This window comes from Enterobacter sp. C3_dUdeg (assembly GCF_057536195.1).
Map to the genome: position 1 here is coordinate 250,397 of NZ_BAAKFX010000003.1, position 26,538 is coordinate 276,934.

The 26,538-nt window shown below is 58.8% G+C and carries 27 protein-coding genes; 19 read left to right on the plus strand and 8 right to left on the minus strand.

Going from position 1 to position 26,538, the window contains the following annotated elements; genetic code table 11:
• Nucleotides 1-65 precede the first annotated feature (65 nt).
• On the minus strand, nt 66-506 hold the full coding sequence (gene hpaR / locus AC27FC_RS11200; RefSeq protein WP_023334396.1) for a homoprotocatechuate degradation operon regulator HpaR: 441 nt from the start codon (nt 504-506) through the stop codon (nt 66-68).
• Nucleotides 507-777: 271 nt separating this feature from the next.
• Between hpaR and hpaG the strand changes: the two genes are divergently transcribed.
• From hpaG to yjiA, 14 genes are all read left to right on the plus strand, one after another.
• Nucleotides 778-2,055 (plus strand): 4-hydroxyphenylacetate degradation bifunctional isomerase/decarboxylase, encoded by a 1,278-nt coding sequence (gene hpaG, locus AC27FC_RS11205; RefSeq protein ID WP_196354857.1) that lies wholly within the window; start codon nt 778-780, stop codon nt 2,053-2,055.
• Entirely contained in the window at nt 2,052-3,518 is a 1,467-nt protein-coding gene (gene hpaE, locus AC27FC_RS11210) for a 5-carboxymethyl-2-hydroxymuconate semialdehyde dehydrogenase (protein ID WP_094935506.1), read from the plus strand. The genes hpaG and hpaE overlap by 4 nt, the downstream gene beginning before the upstream one ends.
• 2 nt (nt 3,519-3,520) lie before the next feature.
• Complete coding sequence (hpaD, locus tag AC27FC_RS11215; protein WP_039262285.1) at nt 3,521-4,372, plus strand: 3,4-dihydroxyphenylacetate 2,3-dioxygenase; 852 nt, start codon at nt 3,521-3,523, stop codon at nt 4,370-4,372.
• Between the two features lie 9 nt (nt 4,373-4,381).
• Nucleotides 4,382-4,762, plus strand: a complete 381-nt coding sequence (locus AC27FC_RS11220) for a 5-carboxymethyl-2-hydroxymuconate Delta-isomerase (RefSeq protein WP_094935507.1) — start codon at nt 4,382-4,384, stop codon at nt 4,760-4,762.
• Nucleotides 4,763-4,883: 121 nt separating this feature from the next.
• Nucleotides 4,884-5,687: a 2-oxo-hept-4-ene-1,7-dioate hydratase gene (gene hpaH / locus AC27FC_RS11225; protein ID WP_039262280.1), complete on the plus strand. Its 804-nt coding sequence runs from the start codon at nt 4,884-4,886 to the stop codon at nt 5,685-5,687.
• Between the two features lie 10 nt (nt 5,688-5,697).
• Nucleotides 5,698-6,495: a 4-hydroxy-2-oxoheptanedioate aldolase gene (gene hpaI, locus AC27FC_RS11230; protein WP_064673190.1), complete on the plus strand. Its 798-nt coding sequence runs from the start codon at nt 5,698-5,700 to the stop codon at nt 6,493-6,495.
• Between the two features lie 21 nt (nt 6,496-6,516).
• Nucleotides 6,517-7,869, plus strand: coding sequence for a 4-hydroxyphenylacetate permease (gene hpaX, locus AC27FC_RS11235; protein ID WP_039262275.1), 1,353 nt, complete (start codon nt 6,517-6,519; stop codon nt 7,867-7,869).
• Complete coding sequence (gene hpaA / locus AC27FC_RS11240; protein ID WP_196354856.1) at nt 7,841-8,731, plus strand: 4-hydroxyphenylacetate catabolism regulatory protein HpaA; 891 nt, start codon at nt 7,841-7,843, stop codon at nt 8,729-8,731. The genes hpaX and hpaA overlap by 29 nt, the downstream gene beginning before the upstream one ends.
• 232 nt (nt 8,732-8,963) lie before the next feature.
• The gene (hpaB, locus tag AC27FC_RS11245) at nt 8,964-10,526 is read left to right on the plus strand and encodes a 4-hydroxyphenylacetate 3-monooxygenase, oxygenase component (RefSeq protein WP_033144556.1); all 1,563 of its coding nucleotides are present in this window, start codon (nt 8,964-8,966) and stop codon (nt 10,524-10,526) included.
• Between the two features lie 17 nt (nt 10,527-10,543).
• Nucleotides 10,544-11,056 carry a 4-hydroxyphenylacetate 3-monooxygenase reductase subunit gene (locus AC27FC_RS11250; RefSeq protein ID WP_023310274.1) on the plus strand — a complete coding sequence of 171 codons (513 nt, stop codon included), beginning with the start codon at nt 10,544-10,546 and terminating at the stop codon, nt 11,054-11,056.
• A gap of 179 nt (nt 11,057-11,235) precedes the next feature.
• The gene (locus tag AC27FC_RS11255; RefSeq protein WP_033144554.1) at nt 11,236-12,153 is read left to right on the plus strand and encodes a helix-turn-helix transcriptional regulator; all 918 of its coding nucleotides are present in this window, start codon (nt 11,236-11,238) and stop codon (nt 12,151-12,153) included.
• 191 nt (nt 12,154-12,344) lie between these two features.
• Entirely contained in the window at nt 12,345-14,498 is a 2,154-nt protein-coding gene (locus AC27FC_RS11260) for a carbon starvation CstA family protein (RefSeq protein ID WP_023334384.1), read from the plus strand.
• A gap of 100 nt (nt 14,499-14,598) precedes the next feature.
• Nucleotides 14,599-14,802, plus strand: coding sequence for a YbdD/YjiX family protein (locus tag AC27FC_RS11265; RefSeq protein WP_003856610.1), 204 nt, complete (start codon nt 14,599-14,601; stop codon nt 14,800-14,802).
• A gap of 10 nt (nt 14,803-14,812) precedes the next feature.
• Nucleotides 14,813-15,766, plus strand: a complete 954-nt coding sequence (gene yjiA, locus AC27FC_RS11270) for a GTPase (protein ID WP_094935510.1) — start codon at nt 14,813-14,815, stop codon at nt 15,764-15,766.
• Nucleotides 15,767-16,195: 429 nt separating this feature from the next.
• Here yjiA and AC27FC_RS11275 read toward each other — a convergent pair whose 3' ends face one another.
• The gene (locus AC27FC_RS11275; protein WP_196354855.1) at nt 16,196-17,554 is read right to left on the minus strand and encodes an esterase-like activity of phytase family protein; all 1,359 of its coding nucleotides are present in this window, start codon (nt 17,552-17,554) and stop codon (nt 16,196-16,198) included.
• A 411-nt stretch (nt 17,555-17,965) separates the two neighbouring features.
• Here AC27FC_RS11275 and AC27FC_RS11280 point away from each other — a divergent pair, with 411 nt between their 5' ends.
• Together AC27FC_RS11280 and AC27FC_RS11285 are read left to right on the plus strand one after the other, a co-directional pair.
• A complete protein-coding gene (locus tag AC27FC_RS11280; RefSeq protein ID WP_023310269.1) occupies nt 17,966-18,511 on the plus strand; it encodes a YfaZ family outer membrane protein in 546 nt (181 codons plus the stop codon).
• A complete protein-coding gene (locus AC27FC_RS11285; protein ID WP_196354854.1) occupies nt 18,511-18,831 on the plus strand; it encodes a hypothetical protein in 321 nt (106 codons plus the stop codon). Before AC27FC_RS11280 ends, AC27FC_RS11285 begins: the two co-directional genes overlap by 1 nt.
• Nucleotides 18,832-18,874: 43 nt before the next feature.
• On the opposite strand, the gene AC27FC_RS11290 is transcribed toward AC27FC_RS11285, so the two are convergent.
• Nucleotides 18,875-20,245 carry an NAD-dependent succinate-semialdehyde dehydrogenase gene (locus tag AC27FC_RS11290; protein WP_196354853.1) on the minus strand — a complete coding sequence of 457 codons (1,371 nt, stop codon included), beginning with the start codon at nt 20,243-20,245 and terminating at the stop codon, nt 18,875-18,877.
• A 151-nt stretch (nt 20,246-20,396) separates the two neighbouring features.
• Between AC27FC_RS11290 and AC27FC_RS11295 the strand changes: the two genes are divergently transcribed.
• Together AC27FC_RS11295 and AC27FC_RS11300 are read left to right on the plus strand one after the other, a co-directional pair.
• On the plus strand, nt 20,397-21,140 hold the full coding sequence (locus tag AC27FC_RS11295; RefSeq protein ID WP_196354852.1) for a helix-turn-helix transcriptional regulator: 744 nt from the start codon (nt 20,397-20,399) through the stop codon (nt 21,138-21,140).
• 47 nt (nt 21,141-21,187) lie between these two features.
• Nucleotides 21,188-21,826, plus strand: a complete 639-nt coding sequence (locus AC27FC_RS11300; RefSeq protein WP_196354851.1) for a LysE family translocator — start codon at nt 21,188-21,190, stop codon at nt 21,824-21,826.
• A 30-nt stretch (nt 21,827-21,856) separates the two neighbouring features.
• Here the strand turns inward: AC27FC_RS11300 and AC27FC_RS11305 are convergent, their stop codons facing one another.
• The gene (locus AC27FC_RS11305; protein WP_196354850.1) at nt 21,857-22,159 is read right to left on the minus strand and encodes a BrnA antitoxin family protein; all 303 of its coding nucleotides are present in this window, start codon (nt 22,157-22,159) and stop codon (nt 21,857-21,859) included.
• Nucleotides 22,146-22,433, minus strand: coding sequence for a BrnT family toxin (locus AC27FC_RS11310; RefSeq protein ID WP_196354849.1), 288 nt, complete (start codon nt 22,431-22,433; stop codon nt 22,146-22,148). The genes AC27FC_RS11305 and AC27FC_RS11310 overlap by 14 nt, the downstream gene beginning before the upstream one ends.
• Before the next feature lie 170 nt (nt 22,434-22,603).
• On the opposite strand from AC27FC_RS11310, the gene AC27FC_RS11315 reads away from it, so the two are divergent.
• On the plus strand, nt 22,604-23,875 hold the full coding sequence (locus AC27FC_RS11315) for a DUF445 domain-containing protein (protein WP_094935514.1): 1,272 nt from the start codon (nt 22,604-22,606) through the stop codon (nt 23,873-23,875).
• Here AC27FC_RS11315 and AC27FC_RS11320 read toward each other — a convergent pair.
• From AC27FC_RS11320 to AC27FC_RS11330, 3 genes are read right to left on the minus strand one after another with little or no spacing between them, the layout of a single operon-like run.
• Nucleotides 23,872-24,948, minus strand: a complete 1,077-nt coding sequence (locus AC27FC_RS11320) for a DUF2955 domain-containing protein (protein WP_023310256.1) — start codon at nt 24,946-24,948, stop codon at nt 23,872-23,874. The two genes, AC27FC_RS11315 and AC27FC_RS11320, sit on opposite strands and share 4 nt — an antisense overlap.
• A gap of 4 nt (nt 24,949-24,952) precedes the next feature.
• Nucleotides 24,953-26,020, minus strand: a complete 1,068-nt coding sequence (locus AC27FC_RS11325; RefSeq protein WP_094935515.1) for an HlyD family secretion protein — start codon at nt 26,018-26,020, stop codon at nt 24,953-24,955.
• Nucleotides 26,017-26,487: a MarR family winged helix-turn-helix transcriptional regulator gene (locus AC27FC_RS11330; RefSeq protein ID WP_094935516.1), complete on the minus strand. Its 471-nt coding sequence runs from the start codon at nt 26,485-26,487 to the stop codon at nt 26,017-26,019. The genes AC27FC_RS11325 and AC27FC_RS11330 overlap by 4 nt, the downstream gene beginning before the upstream one ends.
• Between the last annotated feature and the right edge of the window lie 51 nt (nt 26,488-26,538).

Sequence of the window (26,538 nt, forward strand, 5' to 3'; positions counted from 1 at the left end):
CAGATACAGAATTTTCGGCCTGGAAAGGGAAAACTTTACGAAAATCATCCTGGAATTTGTGGTTTTTACTCTTCTTCCCGCGCTGCGTTATGCCGGTTTCCGAGTTCAATAAACTCTTCCAGCAGCGCCGTCAGCTGTTTCATCTTCTCCGGCGTGTATTCCGCCTCGATCTGCTGATACGCCTCTTCGACCTGCGCCTGGGCGTGTTCATATAGCGCATTCCCCTCTTTGGTCAGCGACACGTACAGCTTGCGCTGGTCGTTCACCGGCTTTAGGCGCAGCACCAGGCCGTCGCGCTCCATGCGCGTCAGGATGCCGGTCAGGCTCGGGCGCAGGATGCAGGTGCGAAACGCCAGATCGTGAAAATCCATCGACGGATGTTCAGCCAGCACGCGCACGATGCGCCACTGCTGCTCGGTCAGGTTATGGCGCTTCACGATCGGGCGGAAGTACGACATCGCCGCTTCCCGCGCCTGCAGCAGCGCGATGGTTAATGAATCATGCATAGCCTTTCCCCTTCCCATCATTAACAAGTAAACAATCCCTAAAAGATGTTTTTATAAACAACACGTTTTCCGTCAAAAAGTCTAACAGAAACCCATCAATTTTATTAAATATATGATTTCATTATCAATAAAACCCAACATGTAAATTTATTGTTATTCCCATCACAAATCTTTCACTTCTGATTGCGAAATAAACAGCAAAAGCATAAAACCAGATCATTAACATATTAATGAAATCACAACCCGGACCACCGGGGTGAGGAGTATATGAATGAAAGGTACCGTTTTTGCCGTCGCCCTCAACCATCAAAGCCAGCGTGAAGCCTGGCGTGAGGCCTTTGAAAAAGCGCCCTACAACACGCCGCCGAAAACGGCGGTTTGGTTTATCAAGCCGCATAACACGGTGATTCGCGCGGGCGAGCCGATCCCCTTCCCGCACGGGGAAACGGTATTAAGCGGCGCGACGGTGGCGCTGGTCGTGGGCAAAACCGCCAGCAAGGTGCGCGTGGAGGACGCCGCGGCGTACATCGCGGGATATGCGCTCGCCAACGAGGTGAGCCTGCCGGAAGAGAGCTTCTACCGCCCGGCCATCAAGGCCAAATGCCGGGACGGATTTTGCCCGCTCGGCGAACTTGTCGCCGTGGATAACGTGGATAACCTGACCATCATCACCGAGATCAACGGCCGCGAAGCGGACCACTGGAGCACGGCCGATCTTCAGCGCAGCGCCGCCGAACTGCTGAGCGCCCTGAGCGAGTTCGCCACCCTCAATCCCGGCGATGCGATCCTGCTCGGCACCCCGCAAAGCCGCGTGGAGATCCGCCCGGGCGATCGCGTGCGCGTTCTGGCGGAAGGTTTTCCGCCGCTGGAAAACCCGGTGGTGGATGAACGCGACGTCGCTTTCACGCACAGCACGCCGCCGCACGCCACGCTGTTTGCCCTCGGTCTGAACTATGCCGACCACGCCAGCGAGCTGGACTTTAAGCCGCCAACCGAGCCGCTGGTATTTATCAAAGCGCCAAACACCTTCAACGGCGACGGCCAGACGTCGGTGCGCCCGAACAATATCGAATACATGCATTACGAAGCGGAGCTGGTGGTGGTCATCGGTAAAACCGCGCGTAAGGTCAGCGAAGCCGAGGCGATGGACTTTGTTGCGGGCTATACGGTCTGCAACGACTACGCCATCCGCGACTACCTGGAAAACTACTACCGACCGAACCTGAGGGTAAAAAGCCGGGACGGGCTGACCCCCATTTCCCCAAACATCGTGCCAAAAGAAGCCATCCCCGATCCGCACAACCTCGCCCTGCGCACCTTCGTCAACGGCGAGCTGCGGCAGGAAGGCACCACCGCCGATCTCATTTTCAGCATCCCGTACCTGATTGCGTACCTGAGCGATTTTATGACCCTGCAGCCGGGCGACATGATTGCCACCGGCACGCCGAAAGGGCTGTCCGACGTGGTGCCGGGCGATGAGGTAGTGGTGGAAGTGGAAGGCGTGGGACGCCTGGTGAACCGGATTGTCAGCGAGGAGACTGCAAAATGAAAAAGATTAACCACTGGATCAACGGTAAAAACGTCGCCGGAAGCGAGTACTTCCACACTACCAACCCGGCCTCCGGCGAGGTATTAGCGGAAGTCGCCGCCGGCGGTGAAGCTGAAGTTCACCAGGCCGTCGCTGCCGCCAAAGAGGCGTTCCCGAAATGGGCCAACCTGCCGATGAAGGAGCGCGCGCGCCTGATGCGTCGTCTGGGTGACCTGATCGACCAGAACGTGCCCGAGATCGCCGCCATGGAAACCGCCGACACCGGCCTGCCGATCCACCAGACCAAAAACGTGCTGATCCCGCGCGCCTCACACAACTTCGAGTTCTTCGCCGAGGTGTGCCAGCAGATGAACGGCAAAACCTACCCGGTCGACGACAAGATGCTCAACTACACCCTGGTGCAGCCGGTGGGCGTCTGCGCGCTGGTGTCGCCGTGGAACGTGCCGTTTATGACCGCCACCTGGAAGGTCGCGCCGTGCCTGGCACTCGGAAACACCGCGGTGCTGAAGATGTCTGAACTCTCCCCGCTGACCGCCGACCGTCTGGGCGAGCTGGCGCTGGAGGCGGGCATTCCGGCGGGCGTGCTCAACGTGGTGCAGGGCTACGGCGCGACGGCAGGCGACGCGCTGGTGCGCCATCACGACGTGCGCGCCGTCTCCTTCACCGGCGGCACCGCCACCGGGCGCAACATCATGAAAAACGCCGGGCTGAAGAAATACTCCATGGAGCTGGGCGGCAAATCCCCGGTGCTGATTTTTGAAGATGCCGACATCGAGCGCGCGCTGGACGCCGCCCTGTTCACCATCTTCTCCATCAACGGCGAGCGCTGCACCGCCGGCTCGCGCATCTTTATCCAGCAGAGCATCTACCCGGAATTCGTGAAGCGCTTTGCCGAGCGCGCCAACCGCCTTCGCGTGGGCGACCCGACCGATCCGAACACCCAGATCGGCGCACTCATCAGCAAGCAGCACTGGGAGAAAGTCTCCGGCTACATCCGCCTCGGCATTGAAGAGGGTGCAACCCTGCTGGCGGGCGGCCCGGGCAAACCAACCGACCTGCCTGCGCACCTGAAGGGCGGCAACTTTCTGCGACCAACCGTGCTGGCGGACGTCGATAACCGCATGCGCGTGGCGCAGGAGGAGATCTTCGGGCCGGTGGCCTGCCTGCTGCCGTTTAAGGACGAAGCGGAAGGCCTGCGGCTGGCCAACGACGTGGAGTACGGCCTGGCGTCGTACATCTGGACCCAGGACGTCAGCAAAGTGCTGCGCCTGGCGCGGAATATCGAAGCGGGGATGGTGTTCGTCAACACCCAGAACGTGCGCGACCTGCGCCAGCCGTTTGGCGGCGTGAAGGCCTCCGGCACCGGCCGCGAGGGCGGCGAGTACAGCTTCGAGGTATTCGCGGAGATGAAGAACGTCTGCATCTCCATGGGCGACCATCCGATTCCAAAGTGGGGGATCTGACCATGGGTAAATTAGCATTAGCGGCAAAAATCACCCACGTTCCGTCGATGTACCTCTCCGAGCTGCCGGGGAAAAACCACGGCTGCCGCCAGTCGGCCATCGACGGGCATAAAGAAATCAGCAAGCGCTGCCGCGAGCTGGGCGTGGACACCATCATCGTGTTCGACACCCACTGGCTGGTGAACAGCGCGTACCACATCAACTGTGCGGACCATTTTGCGGGCGTCTACACCAGCAACGAGCTGCCGCACTTTATCCGCGACATGACCTACGACTACGACGGCAACCCGGCGCTCGGCCAGCTGATTGCCGACGAGGCGGTGAAGCTCGGCGTGCGCGCCAAAGCGCACAACATCCCGAGCCTCAAGCTGGAGTACGGCACGCTGGTGCCGATGCGCTACATGAACGCGGATAAACACTTCAAAGTGGTCTCCATCTCGGCGTTCTGCACGGTCCACGACTTCGCCGACAGCCGCAGGCTGGGCGAGGCCATCGTCAGCGCCATCGAAAAATACGACGGCACCGTGGCGGTGCTCGCCAGCGGCTCGCTGTCGCACCGCTTTATCGACGACCAGCGCGCGGAGGAAGGGATGAACAGCTACACCCGCGAGTTCGACCGCCAGATGGACGAACGCGTGGTGAAGCTGTGGCGCGAGGGGCAGTTCAAAGAGTTTTGCAGCATGCTGCCGGAGTACGCCGACTACTGCTACGGCGAGGGCAACATGCACGACACGGTGATGCTGCTGGGGATGCTCGGCTGGGACAAATACGACGGCAAGGTGGAGTTCCTCACCGAGCTGTTCGCCAGCTCCGGCACCGGCCAGGTCAACGCCGTTTTCCCGCTGCCCGCGTAAGGAGCCACCATGCCGCACTTTATTGCTGAATGTACCGACAACATCCGCGAGCAGGGCGACCTGCCGGGGCTGTTCGCCAAAGTGAACGAGGCGCTCGCCGCCACGGGCATCTTCCCCATCGGCGGCATCCGCAGCCGCGCCCACTGGCTGGACACCTGGCAGATGGCCGACGGCAGGCACGATTACGCCTTTGTGCATATGACGCTGAAGATTGGCTCCGGGCGCAGCCTGGAGAGCCGGGAAGCCGTGGGGGAGATGCTGTTTGCGCTGATCAAGGCACATTTCGCGGAGCTGATGGCCGACCGCTATCTGGCGCTGTCGTTCGAGCTCGACGAGCTGCACCCAACGCTCAATTACAAACAGAACAACGTGCACGCGTTGTTTAAGTAATACCGTCCCCTCTCCCTTTGGGAGAGGGTTAGGGTGAGGGGAAATCTCTGCGGCCTGATGCCCTCACCCCGTCCCTCTCCCACGGGGAGAGGGAGAAAAAAACATAAAACAGGATATCGCCATGCTCGACAAACACACCCATACCCTGATCGCCCACCGCCTGCATCAGGCGGAACAGTCCCGGGAGCAGATCCGCCAGATCTCTCTCGACTACCCGACGATCACCATCGACGACGCCTACGCCGTTCAGCGCGAATGGGTCAGCCTGAAAATCGCCGAAGGCCGCGTGCTGAAGGGCCACAAGATCGGCCTGACCTCCAAAGCGATGCAGGCCAGCTCGCAGATTAGCGAACCGGACTACGGCGCGCTGCTGGACGACATGTTCTTCCACGACGGCAGCGACATCCCGGTCGATCGCTTCATCGTCCCGCGCATCGAAGTCGAGCTGGCATTCGTGCTGGCAAAACCGCTGCGCGGCCCGAACTGCACCATCTTCGACGTCTACAACGCTACGGACTACGTCATCCCCGCGCTGGAGCTGATCGACGCCCGCTGTCACAACGTTGATCCGGAAACCCAGCGCCCGCGCAAGGTGTTCGACACCATCTCCGATAACGCCGCCAACGCGGGAGTGATCCTCGGCGGCCGCCCGATTAAGCCCGACGAGCTGGATCTGCGCTGGATCTCCGCCCTGCTCTACCGCAACGGCGTGATCGAAGAGACCGGCGTGGCCGCAGGCGTGCTTAACCACCCGGCGAACGGCGTGGCGTGGCTGGCGAACAAGCTGGCGCCGTACGACGTGCAGCTTGAACCGGGGCAAATCATCCTCGGCGGCTCGTTTACCCGCCCGGTGCCCGCCAGCAGAGGCGACACCTTCCACGTCGACTACGGCAACATGGGATCCATCAGCTGCCGCTTTGTGTAAGGAGGCAACCATGCAAAACGCATTCAAAGCAGCGCTGAAGGCGGGCCGCCCGCAAATCGGGTTATGGCTGGGGCTGACCAGCAGCTACAGCGCCGAGCTGCTGGCGGGGGCAGGCTTCGACTGGCTGCTGATCGACGGCGAGCACGCGCCAAACAGCGTGCAGACCGTGTTAACCCAATTACAGGCCATCGCGCCCTATCCCAGCCAGCCGGTGGTGCGCCCGTCGTGGAACGACCCGGTGCAGATCAAACAGTTGCTGGACGTGGGCGCACAAACCCTGCTGGTGCCGATGGTGCAAAACGCCGACGAAGCGCGGCTGGCGGTACGTGCCACCCGCTACCCGCCCGCGGGCATTCGCGGGGTCGGAAGCGCCCTGGCGCGCGCCTCGCGCTGGAACCGCATCCCGGATTACCTGCAGCAGGCCAACGACGCCATGTGCGTGCTGGTGCAGATTGAAACCCGCGAGGCGCTAAAAAATCTGCCGCAGATCCTCGACGTTGAAGGCGTCGACGGCGTGTTTATCGGCCCGGCGGATCTGAGCGCCGACATGGGCTTTGCCGGCAATCCGCAGCACCCGGAGGTGCAGGCCGCCATCGAGCAGGCTATCGCGCAGATCCTCAGCGCGGGCAAAGCCCCCGGCATCCTGATGGCGAACGAGCCGCTGGCGAAACGCTACCTCGAGCTTGGCGCGCTGTTTGTCGCCGTCGGCGTCGACACCACCCTGCTCGCCCGCGGCGCCGAAGCGCTGGCGGCACGCTTTATCGAACAACCGGTTACGTCAGTTAATAACAATAAATCCGTCTACTAAACGTAAGATCTGGAGCGCACCATGACGACCTCTACCCTGCAAACCCATGATAATAAATCTGTTGAACATCGCGCCATTAACAAGCTGTTCCGACGCCTGATCGTCTTTCTCTTTATCCTGTTTGTCTTTTCGTTTCTCGATCGTATCAACATCGGCTTTGCCGGGCTGACGATGGGCAAAGATCTGGGCCTCACATCGACCATGTTTGGCCTGGCCGCGACGCTGTTTTACGTCACCTACGTGCTGTGCGGGATCCCGAGCAACATCATGCTGGCGAAGATCGGCGCGCGGCGCTGGATCGCCGGGATCATGGTGGTGTGGGGCATCGCCTCCACCTGCACCATGTTTGCCACCAGCCCTGAAACGCTCTACGTTCTGCGCATGCTGGTAGGCATTGCCGAAGCGGGCTTCCTGCCGGGGATTTTGGTCTACCTCACATGGTGGTTCCCGGCCTATCACCGCGCCCGCGCCAACGCGCTGTTTATGATCGCCATGCCGGTGACCATGATGCTCGGCTCGATCCTCTCCGGCTACATTCTGGCGATGGACGGGCTGTGGAACCTGAAGGGCTGGCAGTGGCTGTTCCTGCTGGAGGGGCTGCCGTCGGTGGTGCTCGGCGTGGTGACCTGGTTTTATCTCAACGACACGCCGGATCAAGCTACCTGGCTCGACGACGACGAAAAGCAGGCGCTGAAAACGATGATCGCCCGCGAGCAGGAGGTCGCCATTGCCCAGTCCGTCACGCCGCGATCGACGCTGCGCGAAGTGCTGACCCCGGCGGTGCTGCTCTACACGCTGGCCTACTTCTGCCTGACCAACACGCTCAGCGCCATCAACATCTGGACGCCGCAGATCCTGCAGAGCTTCAACACGGGGAGCAGCAATATCGTCATCGGCCTGCTGGCGGCGATCCCGCAGTTTTGCACCATTCTCGGGATGATCTGGTGGAGCCGACGCTCCGACAGGCTGAAAGAGCGAAAAAAGCACACCATCCTGCCGTACCTCTTCGCCGCGGCGGGATGGATGCTGGCCTCGGCCACCGATCACAGCCTGATCCAGCTGCTTGGCATCATTATGGCCTCAACCGGATCCTTTACCGCCATGGCGATATTCTGGACCACGCCGGATCGGGTGATTAGCCTGCAGTCCCGCGCGGTGGCGCTGGCGGTGATCAACGCCATCGGCAACGTCGGATCCGCCGTCAGCCCGCTGCTGATCGGCATTCTGCGTGATGCAACCGGCAGCTTCAGCTCCGGACTGTGGTTTGTGGCCGGGCTGCTGGTGGTCGGCGCGCTTGTGCTGACGCGCATTCCGATGACGCAGCGGGATCAACAGAGGAACGAGCATGTGCCAGAGCCCTATCGCCAACATTGATATCAGCAAGGAGTACGACGAAAGTCTGGGCACCGACGATGTGCACTACCAGTCGTTCGCGCGCATGGCGGCCTTTTTTGGCCGCGACATGCAGGCGCACCGTCACGACCAGTATTTTCAGATGCACTTTCTCGATACCGGGCAGATTGAGCTCCAGCTCGACGATCACCGCTACTCGGTGCAGGCCCCGCTGTTCGTCCTCACGCCGCCGTCGGTGCCGCACGCGTTTATCACCGAATCCGACAGCGACGGACACGTGCTGACGGTGCGCGAGGATCTGATCTGGCCGCTGCTGGAGGTGCTCTATCCCGGCACGCGGGAAGCGTTTGGCCTGCCGGGGATCTGCCTCTCGCTGGCCGACAGGCCGGACGAGCTGGCGGCGCTGAAGCACTACTGGCAGCTTATCGCCCGGGAATCCACGGAACAGCTGCCGGGTCGCGAACATACTCTGGTCCTGCTGGCGCAGGCGGTGTTTACCCTGCTGCTGCGCAACGCGAAGCTCGACGACCACGCTTCGGGCGGCATGCGCGGCGAGCTGAAGCTGTTCCAGCGCTTTACCCAGCTGATTGACGTTCATTACCATGAGCACTGGACGGTGCCGGAATACGCCAGCGAGCTGCACCTGACCGAATCCCGCCTGACCGATATCTGCCGCCGCTTCGCCAACCGCCCGCCGAAGCGGCTGATCTTCGACCGCCAGCTGCGGGAGGCCAGGCGGCTGCTGCTCTTCTCCGACAGCGCGGTCAGCGACATTGCCTGGCAGCTGGGGTTTAAGGATCCGGCTTATTTTGCGCGGTTTTTTAACCGCTTAGTGGGGTGTTCGCCGAGCGCGTATCGGGCGCAGAAAGTACCGGTGTCGTAAAACCTTACCCCTCACCCTAACCCTCTCCCCATAGGGGAGAGGGGACGATTTCTCCCTCGCCCCTTTGGGGAGAGGGCCGGGGTGAGGGGACAACGATCACAAATCCCAATCCCGCCCGAAAAGTACCCGCCGTTGTCCCAATCGTCCCTTCACGTTCCGCCCCTCTCAGGCTTCAATTAAACAACAAAAACAAAACATAAATTTAACAACCTTATTCCGATACGAGGTCCCTATGAAGCCTGAAGATTTCCGCGCTGATGCCAAACGTCCGTTAACCGGCGAAGAGTATTTAAAAAGCCTGCAGGACGGCCGTGAGATTTATATCTACGGCGAGCGCGTCAAAGACGTCACCACCCATCCGGCGTTTCGCAACGCGGCGGCCTCCATCGCACAGATGTACGACGCGCTGCACAAGCCGGAGATGCAGGACACGCTCTGCTGGGGCACCGACACCGGCAGCGGCGGCTATACCCACAAGTTCTTCCGCGTGGCGAAAAGCGCCGACGACCTGCGCCAGCAGCGTGACGCCATCGCCGAGTGGTCGCGCCTGAGCTACGGCTGGATGGGCCGCACGCCGGACTACAAAGCCGCGTTCGGCTGCGCGCTCGGCGCCAACCCGGCCTTCTACGGCCAGTTCGAACAGAACGCCCGCAACTGGTACACCCGCATTCAGGAAACCGGCCTGTACTTCAACCACGCCATCGTTAACCCGCCGATCGACCGCCACAAGCCGGCGGACGAGGTGAAAGACGTCTACATCAAGCTGGAGAAAGAGACCGATGCCGGGATTATCGTCAGCGGCGCGAAGGTGGTAGCAACCAACTCGGCGCTGACCCACTACAACATGATCGGCTTCGGCTCCGCGCAGGTGATGGGCGAAAACCCGGACTTCGCGCTGATGTTCGTCGCGCCGATGGATGCCGAAGGCGTGAAGCTGATCTCCCGCGCCTCTTACGAGATGGTGGCAGGCGCAACCGGATCCCCGTACGACTACCCGCTCTCCAGCCGCTTCGACGAGAACGACGCGATCCTGGTGATGGATCATGTGCTGATCCCGTGGGAAAACGTGCTGATCTACCGCGATTTCGACCGCTGCCGTCGCTGGACGATGGAAGGCGGCTTTGCGCGGATGTACCCGTTGCAGGCCTGCGTTCGCCTGGCGGTGAAGCTCGACTTCATCACCGCCCTGCTGAAGAAATCCCTGGAGTGTACCGGCACCCTGGAGTTCCGCGGCGTGCAGGCGGATCTCGGCGAAGTGGTGGCCTGGCGCAACATGTTCTGGGCGCTGAGTGACTCCATGTGCTCCGAAGCCACCCCGTGGGTCAACGGCGCGTATCTGCCGGATCACGCCGCGCTACAAACCTACCGCGTGATGGCGCCGATGGCCTACGCGAAGATCAAGAACATCATCGAGCGTAACGTGACGTCCGGGCTGATCTACCTGCCGTCCAGCGCCCGGGATCTGAACAACCCGCAGATCGACCAGTATCTGGCGAAGTACGTGCGCGGCTCCAACGGCATGGATCACGTCGAGCGCATCAAGATTTTGAAGCTGATGTGGGACGCCATCGGCAGCGAGTTTGGCGGCCGTCACGAGCTGTACGAAATCAACTACTCCGGCAGCCAGGATGAGATCCGCCTGCAGTGTCTGCGCCAGGCGCAGAGCTCCGGCAACATGGACAAAATGATGGCGATGGTTGACCGCTGCATGTCCGAATACGACCAGCACGGCTGGACGGTGCCGCACCTGCACAACAACAGCGATATCAACATGCTCGACAAGCTGCTGAAATAGCGCAGCGGGAGGTTGCAATGCATTCAGATGAACAACGCCTGCGTTTTCGCGACGCAATGAGTAGCCTGTCGGCGGCGGTCAATGTGGTCACCACCGAGGGCGAGGCGGGCCGCTGCGGCATTACCGCTACCGCCGTCTGTTCGGTCACGGACACCCCGCCGTCGGTTATGGTGTGCATCAACGCCAACAGCGCCATGAACCCGGTATTTCAGGGCAACGGCAGGCTGTGCGTTAACGTGCTGAACCACGAACAGGAGATCATGGCTCGCCATTTTGCGGGGATGACCGGTATGACGATGGAGGAGCGCTTTGCCCTCTCCTGCTGGCAGAAAGGACCGCTGGCGCAGCCGGTGCTCAAGGGCGCGCTCGCCAGCCTTGAGGGCGAGATTAGCCAGGTGCAAACCATCGGCACGCATCTTGTCTACCTTGTTGAAGTTAAGAACATTATTCTGAGTGACGCGGGACACGGTCTGATCTACTTCAAGCGCCGTTTCCATCCGGTCATGCTGGAGGCGGAAGCCGCCGTGTGATCCCCCCTCGCGCTGGCCTTTTTTTCCGGCCAGCGCCGCTTTCTACAAAAACTCCTAAGGTTTCCGCTAAATCACGCCGTTATATACCCATAAGAGAAATTTTCTGTGACTGAATACTGACACCCTTTGTCAGTGCATCCGCATCATTCAGCGCATACCTAAATATACAGGATGACCTTATGGCTAAAACGACGCGGAGCCGCTCGGCTGAACGTCTGGTCGATATTCTGGTTGAGCTACATTTAAACGGTGTGGTAAACCGCAGTGCGCTAATGGAAAAATTTAAAATTACCGAGCGTACCGTCTACCGGGATTTAAATGCCCTCTCTCCCATTGTTGAGCATACCGGTAACGGGCTATATCGGCTGATCCATTCTGCACAATCGCCCGGCGGACAAGGCTTACATCACACCCTTGCTAACTTCCTGAATGCTGACAGCTTTTTCCCTGAAAGAAATATGGAATTCTGGCAAAAGCTTGAAACGCGCGTTGACGAAAACCATATTCTCATTCTTGGAAATGAGGCAGAACACACGGTAGAACGTGATATTCGCCGTCATTTAACGAAAATCGAGAGATCGATTAAAAACCATAATGTTTGTCAGATCGTTTATAAGGGAAAAACCCGTCTGATTAATCCCTATAAACTCATTAACAAAAAAAATATATGGTATTTACAAGCCACCGAAAATAGCCGCCTGAAATCCTTCTCATTGAGCCAGATTAGCTGGTTTGATATTCAGAAAACGACCTTCACGCCCGAAGAAAATGTCCTTGAGCTGCTGGAGAAAAGCCTCGATCCCTGGGTGTCTGAAAATACTTTCGCGGTGAAAATATTTATCAAAGATAATATTTCACATTACTTCCTGCGCCGCGATCTTCTGCCGGAACAGGAGCTGCTGGAGGAGCAGCAGGGCGGCGTCACGCTGCGCTGCCAGGCGGCGCACGAGAACCAGATCCTACCGCTGCTGTTCTACTGGCTGCCCCACATTCAGATTCTGGAACCGAACTGGCTGAAGGAAAAACTGATTAGAACGCTGGAGAACTATCTGGCGGTGGAGCGTAACCCGAATAATCAAGTGATCTCAATCACATAATTTCGCCCCCTGGCGGCGAGCCGGAACCGCTCGTCGCCCCCTTTGACCGCTCACCCGGCACTTTCAACCACTCATTCATTTACCGTCCTTTACACGCGCGAGGATCTGGCACGATCGCTCCAGCATTAATCAATACCTCCTCACAACGAACCCTGACCCTTTTTTCTTTACATAAAAAACCAGGTCTTACTATGGATACTAAAAAACTACTGAAGCACGTGCCCTGGGCCTTACTCGGGATCCTCGGCGCTTTCTGTCTGGCGGTTGTCGCATTACGCCGGGGCGAACACGTAAGCGCCCTGTGGATCGTGGTCGCGTCGGTTTCCGTCTATCTTGTTGCTTATCGCTACTACAGCTTGTACATCGCGCAGAAGGTCATGAAGCTCGACCCGACGCGCGCCACCCCGGCGGTCATTAACAATGACGGCCTGAACTACGTGCCAACCAACCGCTACGTGCTGTTTGGTCACCACTTTGCCGCTATCGCCGGCGCAGGCCCGTTGGTGGGCCCGGTGCTGGCCGCGCAGATGGGCTACCTGCCGGGTACCCTGTGGCTGCTCGCCGGCGTGGTGCTGGCGGGTGCGGTGCAGGACTTTATGGTGCTGTTTATCTCTTCTCGCCGTAACGGCGCCTCTCTGGGTGAGATGGTCAAAGAAGAGATGGGCCGCGTGCCGGGGACGATCGCTCTGTTCGGCTGCTTCCTGATTATGATCATCATCCTCGCGGTGCTGGCCCTGATCGTGGTGAAAGCGCTGGCCGAAAGTCCGTGGGGCGTCTTCACCGTCTGCTCAACCGTGCCAATTGCGCTGTTCATGGGGATCTACATGCGCTTCCTGAGACCGGGACGCGTAGGTGAAGTGTCGGTGATTGGTATCGTGCTGCTGGTAGCCTCCATCTACTTCGGCGGCGTGATTGCGCACGACCCTTACTGGGGCCCGGCGCTGACCTTCAAGGACACTACCATTACCTTCGCGCTGATTGGCTATGCGTTTATCTCCGCGCTGCTGCCGGTCTGGCTGATTCTGGCCCCGCGTGACTACCTGGCGACCTTCCTGAAAATCGGCGTTATCGTCGGTCTGGCGATCGGCATCCTGGTGATTAACCCGGATCTGAAAATGCCTGCGGTAACCCAGTACATCGACGGTACCGGCCCGCTGTGGAAAGGCGCCCTGTTCCCGTTCCTGTTCATCACCATCGCCTGCGGTGCGGTCTCCGGCTTCCACGCCCTGATTGCCTCCGGTACCACGCCTAAGCTGCTGGCGAACGAGAAAGACGCGCGTCTGATCGGCTACGGCGCGATGCTGATGGAGTCCTTCGTGGCGATCATGGCGCTGGTTGCAGCCTCCATTATCGAACCGGGTCTCTACTTCGCGATGAACACCCCGCCTGCGGGCCTCGGCATCACCATGCCAAACCTGCACGAAATGGGCGGTGACAACGCGGCGCTGATTATGGCGCAGCTGAAGGACGCGAGCGCACACGCGGCGGCGACCGTTAGCTCCTGGGGCTTCGTGATTTCGCCTGAGCAGATCATGCAAACCGCGAAGGACATCGGCGAACCGTCCGTACTGAACCGCGCCGGTGGCGCGCCGACGCTGGCCGTCGGTATCGCACACGTGTTCCACAAGGTGCTGCCGTGGGCGGACATGGGCTTCTGGTACCACTTCGGTATTCTGTTCGAAGCGCTGTTCATCCTGACCGCGCTGGACGCCGGTACCCGTGCGGGCCGCTTCATGCTGCAGGACCTGCTCGGTAACTTCGTGCCGTTCCTGAAGAAAACCGACTCTCTGGTAGCGGGCATTCTGGGTACTGCGGGCTGCGTCGGCCTGTGGGGCTACCTGCTGTATCAGGGCGTTGTCGACCCGCTCGGCGGCGTGAAGAGCCTGTGGCCGCTGTTCGGTATCTCTAACCAGATGCTCGCAGCCGTTGCTCTGGTGCTCGGTACCGTGGTCCTCGTGAAGATGAAGCGCACCAAATACATCTGGGTAACCGTTGTTCCTGCGCTGTGGCTGCTGCTCTGCACCACCTGGGCGCTTGGCCTGAAGCTGTTCAGCGCCAACCCGCAGCTGGAAGGCTTCTTCTTCATGGCTAACCAGTACAAAGAGAAGATTGCCGCAGGCGGCGCGGACCTGACCGCGCAGCAGATTGCCAACATGAACCATATCGTGGTGAACAACTACACCAACGCGGGTCTGAGCATTCTGTTCCTGGTGGTGGTGTACAGCATCATCTTCTACGGCATCAAAACCTGGCTGAACGTGCGCAACGCCGACGGCCGTACGGATAAAGAAACCCCGTACGTGCCGGTGCCGGAAGGCGGCGTGAAGACCTCTTCACACCATTAATCCGCAATCCTCCCCCTCTCCCTTTGGGAGAGGGCTGGGATGAGGGGAACATAAGCCCAGCGGACTCACATCGCCGGGCTTTTTCTGTCTGGAACCCACAATGTTTGGTAACTTAGGCGAAGCAAAAAAATACCTCGGTCAGGCGGCGAAAATGCTGATTGGCATTCCGGACTATGACAACTACGTTGAGCACATGAAGACCAACCATCCGGATAAGCCGTACATGACCTACACCGAATTCTTCCGCGAGCGCCAGGAAGCGCGCTACGGCGGAAGTGGAGAAGGCGGCGTCCGCTGCTGCTAAAGGAGAGACCATGACCCCGATTGCCGTTACCCTGCTGACCGGTTTCCTCGGCGCCGGTAAAACCACCCTGCTGCGCCACATCCTGAACGAACAGCACGGCTTCAAAATCGCCGTCATCGAAAACGAATTCGGCGAGGTCTCCGTTGACGATCAATTGATCGGCGATCGCGCCACCCAGATCAAAACCCTGACCAACGGCTGCATCTGCTGCACCCGCTCTAACGAATTAGAAGACGCCCTGCTGGATCTAATCGACAGCCGCGATCGCGGCGAGATCGACTTTGACCGCCTGGTGATCGAGTGCACCGGCATGGCCGACCCCGGCCCGATTATTCAGACCTTTTTCTCTCACGAGATCCTGTGCCAGCGCTACCTGCTGGACGGCGTAATTGCCCTGGTCGATGCGGTTCACGCCGACGAACAGATGAACCAGTTCACCATCGCCCAGTCTCAGGTGGGCTACGCCGACCGCATCCTGCTGACCAAAACCGACGTGGCGGGCGAAAGCGTTAAGCTGCGCGAACGCCTGACGCGCATTAACTCTCGCGCGCCGGTTTACACGGTGACGCATGGCGACATCGATCTGTCTCAGCTGTTCAACACCAACGGCTTTATGCTGGAGGAGAACGTCACCGCAAAACCGCGCTTCCACTTTATGGGAGACAGGCAAAACGACGTGGCGTCGATAGTGGTGGAGCTGGACTACCCGGTGGACATCGGCGAGGTTTCGCGCGTGATGGAAAACCTGCTGCTGTCGTTTGCCGACAAGCTGCTGCGCTACAAAGGGATGCTGTGGATTGACGGCGAGCCGAACCGCCTGCTGTTCCAGGGCGTGCAGCGCCTGTACAGCGCAGACTGGGATCGCCCCTGGGGCGAGGAGGCACCGCACAGCGTGATGGTGTTTATCGGTATCCAACTCCCGGAAGAAGAGATTCGGGCGGCGTTTGCGGGTCTGAAGAAATAACAGCCATGCATCCCCTCTGCCCAGTAATTTATTAACCTGAAGCGATGAACGTTGCTTCAGGTTAATTAATGACTTACAGCGACGCCCTGGTCCGGCTGTAAATCGCCGAAGCGTTTCCGTAAGGCCGGGGCGAGGCGCAGGGATGCGCCGAGAGGGCGTGGCCTGCAGGGATGCAGGCTCATGCCCGACCCGATAGCCTGAAGGAATAAGCTGAGGGCACCGCGAAGCGGCGATTTACCGCCGGGAGCCCGGGTCGCCAGGGTGGTGGCGATTGAGCCACCCTGGCACGTTCACCGGTCATGCCGTTACAGAGTAGCAAGGAACATGAAGTGAACGGAATGACCACTAGAGCCGTATGTTCCCCCTCACCCCAGCCCTCTCCCTCAAGGGAGAGGGGGCGTCTGTGCAGGCATTATTTTGTGGGGATACTTATTTCACCGCCTCCGGCAGCGTCACAATCCACAGCTCGCTGTCCGACTCCGGCTTCTTCAGCGGCTTCACGCCGAGCGTGGTTTCCACCGGCTTATCATCCAGCGTCAGCTTGCCTTCCGCGTTCACCCGATAATCCTTGAGCTTCTTGCCCTCGACCGGGTTTTGCATCGCCACCTTCACGCCAAAGTCGTTATCGTTCGCTACCGCAAGCGTTTTGCTGTCGATCAGCGCCAGCCCTTCGGCCTTCTCCTGCTGCCAGCCCAGTGCGCGGAGATCGACGACCTGCGTTTTAGCCGCAAGGGTAATGCCGCGCTGCGCCAGGGTTTTCTCATCATCAAACTCCGGGTACTCGCCCGGCTTGTCGAAGGCGGAAAGGTCGCTCGCCTTGCTGAGATCCACCTTGTAAATCAGGTTACGCATCCCATCGTTTTTATCGCTTCCCTGCTCAATCAGCAGGATGTGCTGGTCATCGAGCGCCACGATGTCGCCGATTTTGGCGTCGCTGTTTTTGCTGTAGGCCGCGCTGTCGATAGGGTAACCGTACATCGCCGTTTTCCCGGTCGCCGGGTCGAAGCTCACCAGACGCGTAAACAGCGCCTGCTTTTTGCTCTTGCCGTCAATATCCAGCGTGCTTTGCACGGCGGCGATAATCCGCCCGTCCGGCATCCGGGTCAGGCCTTCAAAGCCCCGGTTCGCCTGGCGCCATTTGATGATGTTTGGCAGGCCGCCCGCGATGGATTTCTCCCCTTCCGCGGCCTGCGGCCCGTGGATCGCCAGGATCTTCCCTTTGCTGTCGACGTTAATCAGGAACGGGCCATATTCGTCGCACAGCCAGTAGCCGCCTTTCCCATCCGGCGTGATGCCTTCCGTGTCCAGCCCGCGGTTGTCGCCCTTCAGGATCTTGAGGGTGTCGCTGAACGCCACTTCATTGGTGGAGCCAATCACGCCGCTTTGCAGCGGCAGACCGTTAATCTCGCCTTTATCATCATGCAGCGGGCGGGCGTCGACAGCCTCCGCTTTGCCGTTCTGAACGCGGATGGTCATCAGCATCGGCGCGAAATCAGGCGTGACAAATATTTTGGCTTCGTTTTTACCCATTTTTGGCGCATCGGCGTTTGGACCGCGATCGGTCACGGTCGCAAAGGTCAGGGCGTCGCCCTGCTTGCCCGTAAACAGCAGGCCGGAGCCAATGCCCACGGGTAGTCCGTTCGGAAAGGCGCTGGCAAACGCGCCGCTGTAGCTCACGTGGGAGCCTTCAGGGAAGCTGACGACATAGCGCTCAGCAGTAGGCTGCGCCGCCAGGCCAGAGAAAGAGAGCGCACAGCCGATTAGCAAAGGAATAATTTTTCTTTTCATATTGTTAGCATCCAGTTAGTGAAGCCAACAACGTAAAGAATAAACGTGTCAGAAAAATGACATGAAAAGGAAACCGACCTGCGCGATTGAACGTATATTCATCGCTCGAAATGTAAGGCTTTGTTGTTTTGTGTGACAGGCGAAACATTTTTGGAAATTATTAGAAACCCAATTAATTCATCTCAAATCACTATCCCCGCCTCGTTCAGTTTATGTTTAGTCAAAAAACTAAACGGTTCCTAAATGCTAAAAACATCCCCTGTTGACACCCCGACAATCAAACATCATTGCAACAACTTCAATAAAAAAGTTAACAATATCAGTATAAAAACGCGATTTATATCACATTTGCAGTCATTAACATCGCTTGTTAAGGTGCGCCCAGATGAATTTAATGACGAGGCATAAAACATGAAAAAACTGAATATCCTTCTTCTTTCTGCTCTGGCTGCCGTATCGGGTTCCGCACTGGCGATGGGCGGCACCGTTGAGCAGGGTAAAAACTTTACCAACCTCAATCTGGAAATGGGGAAATCCTCATCCGGTGTTTATCTGGAAAGTAACTGGCTCAAAAACACCGACGACGGTACCCAGACCGGCGGCGTGGGCGCAGGCTACAACCTGGGTCTTGGCCCGGTGATGCTGAATGCGGGCGCGAAGGCGATCTACCTCGGCCCGAAAAAAGGCGATAACGGCGTGGCGTTCCCGATTGGCGGCGGCGTAAACGTTGCTCTGACCGACAGCATCCACGTGTACGGTGAAGGCTATGTCGCACCAGAAGGCCTGAACAATAGCGTGAAAAACTACGTCGAAGCCAACGGCGGCGTAAGCTGGACGCCGATTACGCCAGTGACCCTGAAGGTGGGCTACCGCCACGTGAGCGTGGACGGTAAAGACGGTCGTCCTGGCCACACGCTGATTGACGGCGCATACGTAGGCGGTGGAGTCACCTTCTGATGAAACACCGCATTACCGCGCTTTGCATTCTGAGCCTCACGCTGATGCTCGCCGGCTGCGTCCAGTACAAATGGGTGAAACCGGGCGTCAGCGATGCGGAAATGAATAAAAAGCTCACGGAATGCGAAGCGCAGGCGCTGATCGATCTGCCCCCGGATAACGTCGTGACCGGATCCAGCTCGGAAAAAACGGACAAAAAGAACAAGAAAAAGGATATTTCCACGAGCTACACGGTTGAAGACGCGAATGAATATCGCCGGGATACGTTAGTTGACAGCTGCATGTTCAAAAGCGGCTGGGACAAGATCGAAGTGCAATAATCCCTTAAAAAAACCTGCCGGCTGGCAGGTTTTTTATTATCTCTTACTTACGCACCACCACCAGCTTCTGGTTCACAAACTCTTTGATCCCCAGATCCGACAGCTCGCGCCCGTAGCCGGAGCGCTTCACGCCGCCGAACGGCAGCTCTGGCGCGGTATCGGTGAGCCAGTTGATGTACACCATCCCGGTCTCAATCCGCGACGCCATTTTCTTCGCGCGCTCGATATTCTGGCTGAATACCGCCCCGCCCAGGCCGTAGTGGGAGTCGTTCGCCAGCGCGACCGCCTCGTCGTCGTTTTTCACCACGTACATCTGCGCCACCGGGCCGAAGAACTCTTCGAAATACGCCGGGTTATCGCGGGAGATATTCGTCAGGATCGTCGGTTCGAAGAAACTCCCGTCGCGCTGCGCCGGTTTGCCGCCATAGTGCAGCGTGGCGCCGTTTTTCACCGCCTCGTTAACCTGTCTGGTCAGCGTTTCGAGCGCATCTTTAGACGACAGCGGCCCCAGCGTGGTGCTTTCGTCCAGCGGATCGCCAATCTTCACCTGCTTAAACGCCTCGGTGAATTTGCTCAGGAAGGCATCCGCAATCTTTTCATGCAGTATAAAGCGCTTCGCCGCGGTGCAGACCTGCCCGGCGTTGTTGAGTCGCGCGTTAACGCCAATTTTCACGGCCTTCTCAAGGTCTGCGTCATCCAGGACCACGAACACGTCATTACCGCCCAGCTCCAGCGTAGATTTCTTGATGTGCTTCGCCGCCTGCGCCGCCACAACGCTGCCCGCCTTTTCGGAGCCGGTTAATGCGGCGCCCTGCACGCGATCGTCGGCAATGATGTTCGCCACCTGCTCGGACGAAATAAACAGGTTGGTCCACGCCCCTTCCGGCGCCCCCGCCTCGCGCACCAGATGGGCAAAGGTCTCGGCGCAGTGCGGCACGATGCTGGCATGTTTGGCGATGACGGGGTTACCCGCCGCCAGGTTTGGCGCCAGGACGCGCATCAGCTGGTAGTACGGGAAGTTCCACGGCTCAACGGCCATCAGCACGCCGATGGGGTGATGCTCCACCCAGGCTTCACCGAGCTCAGAGTCGTACTTCTCCGGGGCCAGGAACCGCTGCGCGTTGTCGGCGTAGTAGCGGGCGATCTGCGCGCACAGCTTCACCTCGCCGCGGCTCTGTTCGATGAGCTTACCCATCTCCTGGCTGGCGATTTTAGCCAGATCCTCCACGCGCTCGTCGATCAGATCGGCAAGCTTATGCAGCACCGGCAGGCGCTGGCTGATGTCGCCTTTCGCCCAGTCTGAATGATAAAGCGCATCGGCCGCCTTCAGCGCCGCTTCGATATCCGCGTCGGTATGTGAGGGGTATTCTTTGATGAGCTGGTTAGTGGCAGGATTTACTGTCTGATAAGCCATGTCGAATCTCCTTGTTTTACCGCTTAGGGTATTAAGGGTAGTCAACATGACTGGCTATGGACGTAAAGTTGGGTATATCCGGAAGGTTCTTAATGAAGCGCTGCCGGACGGTTCGCTGACGTGGTATAAAAAATCTTCAGAAGGAGCGCCCATGACCGATACCCGACATATCCGCCAGACTTTTCACCGCGCCTCAGGCCTTGAGCTGCGCAGCACCTGGCAGAGTACGCAGGCGTACAAACGCCACAGTCACCCTCAGCTCTCCATCGGAGCGATTGTGGAGGGCCAAACCTGCTGCGTGTGTCATGACAGAGAGTACATCCTTAACCCCGGGGACCTCATCGCGATCCCGGCCGGTGTGCCGCACAGCTGTAACCCCGTCGCCGGGCAACCGCGCAGCTACCATATGCTCTACATCGACACAGGGCTTCCGCTGGCGCTACAGGTGATTCGTAGCCCAACCCTGTTTGCCCATTACCAGGACGTTGTTGAGACCCTGTCTCCGGCATCACTGGAAACGCTGCTTTCTTCCCTTCCCCGCGCCGCGGATAACGCTGACGCGCTTCGCGCAACCAGCCAGCAGGTTCAGCAGGCATTCCTTTCCGATCTCGCCTGCCCGCCTTCCCTCGACGAGCTTGCCCAACGCTTCTCGCTGCGCAAGGAGACGCTGATCCGCACCTTCAGGCAGGACACCGGCCTGACGCCGGGCAGTTTTCTCAACATCTCCCGCGTGGAGTACGCCAAGGCGCGGCTGCGTGCCGGGGACGATATTGCCGACGTCGGCTACCAGAGCGGCTTTGCCGACCAGAGCCATTTTCATAAGACCTTCGTCAGCTATACCGCCGCCACGCCGCGCCAGTACGCCACCGGCCGATCAATATCAGACAATAAATAGGTTCTGCAGCGCCGTACTCTGACCTCGGATTGTTAACCGAGGTCGCTATGGAACTGTTCTTCCCTTCCACTTTTCTCGCCCTGGTGCTGGCGCACTTTGTTGCCCTGTTAAGCCCGGGCCCGGATTTCTTCCTGCTGGTGGGCTACGCCGCGAGCTATCGGCTGCGCGGCAGCGCCGGACTGTGCCTCGGCATTGCCGCGGGCAACGCGCTTTATATTCTTCTGGTGATTATCGGCTGGAGCGCGCTGCGCCAGTTTACGTGGCTGTTTACCCTTATCGAACTTTGCGGGGCGCTGTACCTGCTGTGGATCGGCTCGCATCTGATTCGCAGCCGCCAGCAGGCGCGGGCGCTGAATGAAACCCACCAGCGCTTTCCCTCACGGCAAAAGCAGATCCTGCTGGGGCTCGGTTCGGCGCTGTTAAACCCGAAGAACGCGCTGTTCTATCTGGCGCTGATGACGGCCTTGCTGGGGCCGGACGTCACGCTGCTTCAGCAGGCGACCTGCGGCGTCTGGATGGTGATGGTGGTGCTGGCGTGGGATGTCGCGCTGGTGTCGCTGATGGGGCTATCGGCGGTACAACAGAAGCTCAGCCGTTCGCTGTGGTGGATTGAGCGCACGGCGGGGGTGGTGCTGATGGGATTTGGCGGGTGGGTGCTGTGGCGGCTACTGGAAAATATACGCTGAGATAGCGGGCAGCCTGACGCCGCCCGTTGCTTATTTTTTGTTTTGATCGCGCAGCATAGCTTCACGCAAAATGGCATTGAGCCTCGTCTGGTAACCTTTTCCAGGCCGTTTAAGCCACTCCATCACGTCAGCGTCGATACGTACAGACGCCTGAGTTTTGAGTGGCCGATAGAACTTCCCTCGCACCGCCCCTGACCACTGTTCATCTCCCGTGGCAGGGATATCGCTGTAATCAATCTCTGCTTCCGGTTTTTCGGCTAGTGCTTTGAGCTCAGCCTCACGGCGAGCACTCATCTCAGGCGCACTACCGCGATTATGTTTAACCATGCTCATAACGGCTCCTCTCTTTACGGTCCGCCTTTCGTGCGCTAATGATTCGAATGACTTCGTCACCACTTTCAAAACGTACCGTGTGTGCGACCATAATGACAATTAGACCATGTACAAGGCCAATGGTCTGCCAACGGAACTCTCCATTTTCATGACGATCCTGCAAAGATAAATTGTAAGGATCGTCAAACACCAGAACAGCTTCTTCAAAGCGGATCCCATGCTTAATGAGATTGCTTTTCGCTTTGTTGGTATCCCATTCAAACTCCGTTGGCATAGTGTACCCTTCCCTTATTGTATATACAAAAAAGCATATACAAAACGTTCGTAAATTGAACCGGTCGACATCGTTCAATTTCAATATCTGAAGGCGCATTCCAGAAGCTGAAACGCGGAGGTCCTTCTCCTTCTTTGCACTTTCCCCCCGCTTCCCTCTATCCTTAACCCATGGAAAAAATAGCTGAACTCAAACGCGCCAAGCTGCTGGCGCTGTCGCTGCTGCTGGTTGCCGCCGCGGCGTTTATCACCACCCTGTTCCTGCCGCAGACCTTCTGGGTGCGCGGCGTGAAGGCCATTGCCGAGGCGGCGATGGTCGGCGCGCTGGCAGACTGGTTTGCCGTGGTTGCGCTGTTCCGCCGGGTGCCCATTCCGTTTATCTCGCGCCATACGGCGATTATCCCGCGCAATAAAGACCGGATCGGCGACAATCTCGGCCAGTTTGTGCAGGAGAAGTTTCTTGATACCCAGTCGCTGGTGGCACTCATCCGCCGCTATGAACCTGCCCAGATGATCGGCGCCTGGTTCAGCAAACCGGACAACGCCCAGCGCGTCGGGCTGCATTTGATGCAGGTGATGAGCGGTTTTCTCGAACTCACCGACGATGGACGCATTCAGCGCCTGCTCAAACGGGCGGTGCATAAGGCCATCGACAAGGTCGATTTCACCGAAACCAGCGCCGTGATGCTGGAGAGCATGACCAAAAACAACCGCCACCAGGTGCTGCTGGATGCGATCATCAACCGTCTGATTACCCTGATTCAGCGGGAGAGCACGCGGGACTTTATTGCCGATCAGATTGTCCACTGGCTGAAGACCGAACACCCGCGCAAAGCGATGGTGCTGCCCACCGAGTGGCTGGGCGATCAAAGCGCGGAGATGGTGTCGAACGCGGTGAACGCGCTGCTGGACGATATCAGCCACGACCGCACGCACCAGATCCGCCAGGCGTTCGACCGCGCCACGCTGAAGCTTATCGACAACCTGAAAAACGATCCGGAAATGGCGGCGAAAGCCGACAACATCAAGCACTACCTGAAAAACGATGAGGCGTTTAACCGCTATCTGGGAGAGATGTGGGCCGACCTGCGCCAGTGGCTGAAAGCGGATATGCAAAGCGAGGATTCGCGGGTGAAGCAGCGCATCGCCAACGCCGGGCTGTGGTTTGGCGAAACGCTGTCTAACGACACCAGCCTGCGGGCGTCGCTGAACGAACATCTGGAGCAGGCCGCGCACCGCCTCGCGCCGGATTTCGCGGCGTTCCTGACGCGCCACATCAGCGACACGGTCAAAAGCTGGGACGCCAAAGACATGTCCCGCCAGATTGAGCTTAACATCGGTAAAGATCTGCAGTTCATCCGCGTCAACGGCACGCTGGTGGGCGGGACGATTGGCCTGATCCTGTTTTTACTCTCGCAGCTGCCTGCCGTGCTGGGACATTAATCTACCTTGGGCGGCGCGATGACGTAGCGCGTCGCCTCGAAGCGGTTGAGGATCAGGTGCACCAGAAAGACCATCGTCAGCGTTGCGACCAGCGAAAAGGTAACGGAGGTGATGCGGTAGAGATCGCTGAACACCAGGTCAGTGTCCGGGTGCATGTTCTGCCCGAACATAATGCCGATGGTCGTGATGCTGGAGAACCCCACGCCCGCGCCCACCTTTTCCATCACGTGCAGACGCGCGCCAAACGCCAGCCCGAGGCCAATCAGCGGCATCATCAGCAGCATATGGCTGCTGTGATCGTAGAGGATCAGCTGCACCACCAGAATATAGAGACAGCCCAGCACCACGCCGACCACGCGCCAGATCGAGCTCATCACCGAACCGCGGTAGTGCATGGGGAACAGGATCAAAATCCCCGCCATCAGCGCCGAAAGCGAATCGCTTAAGTCGCTAATCTGAAACACCACGAATATCAGCGTCGCGACGGTGCCGGAGAGCAGCGACTCGTGGCGCACGCGGGCATCGTCTTTCTCAATCAGCGGCGGCGGCCTGCGGGGCTCCACGTCCGGCAGGAGATAGTTCATCAGCGCGCTCAGGCACACCGCCATCACGCTCGCTTCGATGTTGGAAAACAGCAGCGTGTGCCAGCTGGTGGTGGGGTAGCTCATAAAGTTGAGCATCACGCTCTGGCACACCACGCCCATTGAGCCAAACAGGAACAGCGGCCCCTTGCTCATAAAGCGAAAACGCATCACGTACAGGGCAAACACCACCAGCGTCATGATGACCGGCCATTGCGACAGATAGCCGATGATGAAGATCATTTCGACGCAGTTTAGCGCGGCGCTGAAGATAAACTGCTTCGCCACGTGGCGGTTAAACACCGGCACCAGCGACAGCAGCATGATCGGATAGACCACAAAAAACACGCCGTAGCTGGTGTTGTAGAAGCTGGAGATGCTCAGCGCAATCATCCCGGCAAAGACGATGCGCAGGGTCTGGCGAAAGTCGTTTGCCGTATAGACGATGTTGCCGTGCGGGGTAAACACCCGCGCCAGGGTGCTAATAGACATCGAACTAATAAACATAGTGCAGCAGGCTCACCAGATGGATCTGCATTCCGGAGAAGAAGCGCGCAAACGGCCCCTCGCTGTTGTAGAGCTGCACGGTGGCGCGCGCGCCGGTCGGCAGATGCTTCGGCAATTCTTCGTCCAGCGCGACGTGAATACGCATGCGTTGGGCATCGCGCACCCAGCGGTTGGAGGTTTCCGGCTCGGAGAGTTGACCGTTCACGGCCTCCTGACCTGCCAGTATCCCCGCGTCGCTGCTGGTCACGTGGGCGCGGAAAACGTGCCCCGGGAAGGCGTCGAACACCACGGCGGCGTCGGTGCCCTGATGGGTGTGGCGCAGGCTTTTTTCGCGAAAATCGGCGACGATATCGGTCTGGTTGTTCACCAGCGCCAGCGCGGCTGAACCCGAGGAAGCGTAAAAGCCCGGGCTTAACTGCAGGTTACTGACCGTGCCGTCCGCCTGGGCATAGACCTTCGTCCAGCCGAGGTTAAGTTCCGCCTCATCCAGCGCGTTACGGTATTTTTGCAGCGTCACGTTGCGATGCTCGTCCCGCTCGCCGCGCTGAATGCGCAGGTTATGGATATTGGCCTGAATGGAGCTGACGGACTGCTCGCTGCTCTGCCAGGTGGTGCGAACCTTATCCAGATCCGCCTGCGAGACGTTCTGCAGGGTGCTCAGCTTCTGGTAGCGATCGAAGGTCACTTTATCGTTACGCGCGGTCAGCACGGCGGTTTTCAGGCTGGCCTGCGCGGCAGCGATCTGCGCATCCAGCTGGTCGTTGGAAAGGCGTGCCTGCTCAAGCGCGATTTGCGCCGCTTCCACTTTATTGCGAAACGGCGTGTCGTCGAGCTCAAACAGCAGATCGCCTTTCTTCACCTGGCTGTTGTTGTGGACATGTACCGCCGCCACGTAGCCGGAGACGCGCGGAGAAACCGGCGTCACCACGCGCATCACGGTGGAGTCCGGCGTCAGCGGGATCCAGAGATCCGCGACGATAAAGTAGACAAACATCAGCAGGAAAGAGGCAATACTCACCCTTACCCAGCGGGCAAACTTTTGTTCAGGGGTCATTATTTTTCGGTCTTGTTATCTTCTTCGCGGATTATCCGCAAATTGCAGGCGAATTGATTCAGGGTGGCGCTGAAAATGTCGATATGTTCCGGCGCGATGTTTTGCGATACGCGCGCCTGATAGGTCTCAATCACCCGAGTGAGCCTTTGTAATAGGGCTTTTCCCTCAGGCGTCAGCGTCAGAAGCCGGATGCGCTTGTCATAAGGCGATACGGAGCGCAGCAGGTAACCCTGCTTTTCCAGCTGTGTCAGGGTGCGCATCAGCGGCGGCAGTTCAATGCCCTGCACCTCCGCCAGCTCACTCACGGAGACGTTATCCCCGAGCTGATGAAGCTGCATCATCACCGTCCAGCTCGACTGGGTTAACCCGGTATCGAGAATGGCGTCGTCGATTACCGCACGCCACTGGCGCACGATCATCGCCATCCGCATGCCCATCGGCCTGCGGCTAAACAGTTCTTCTTCGCTCATGGGGAAACCTCTCGTCACACGCGGTCAAGATAATAGTTATCAGGGTAAGTA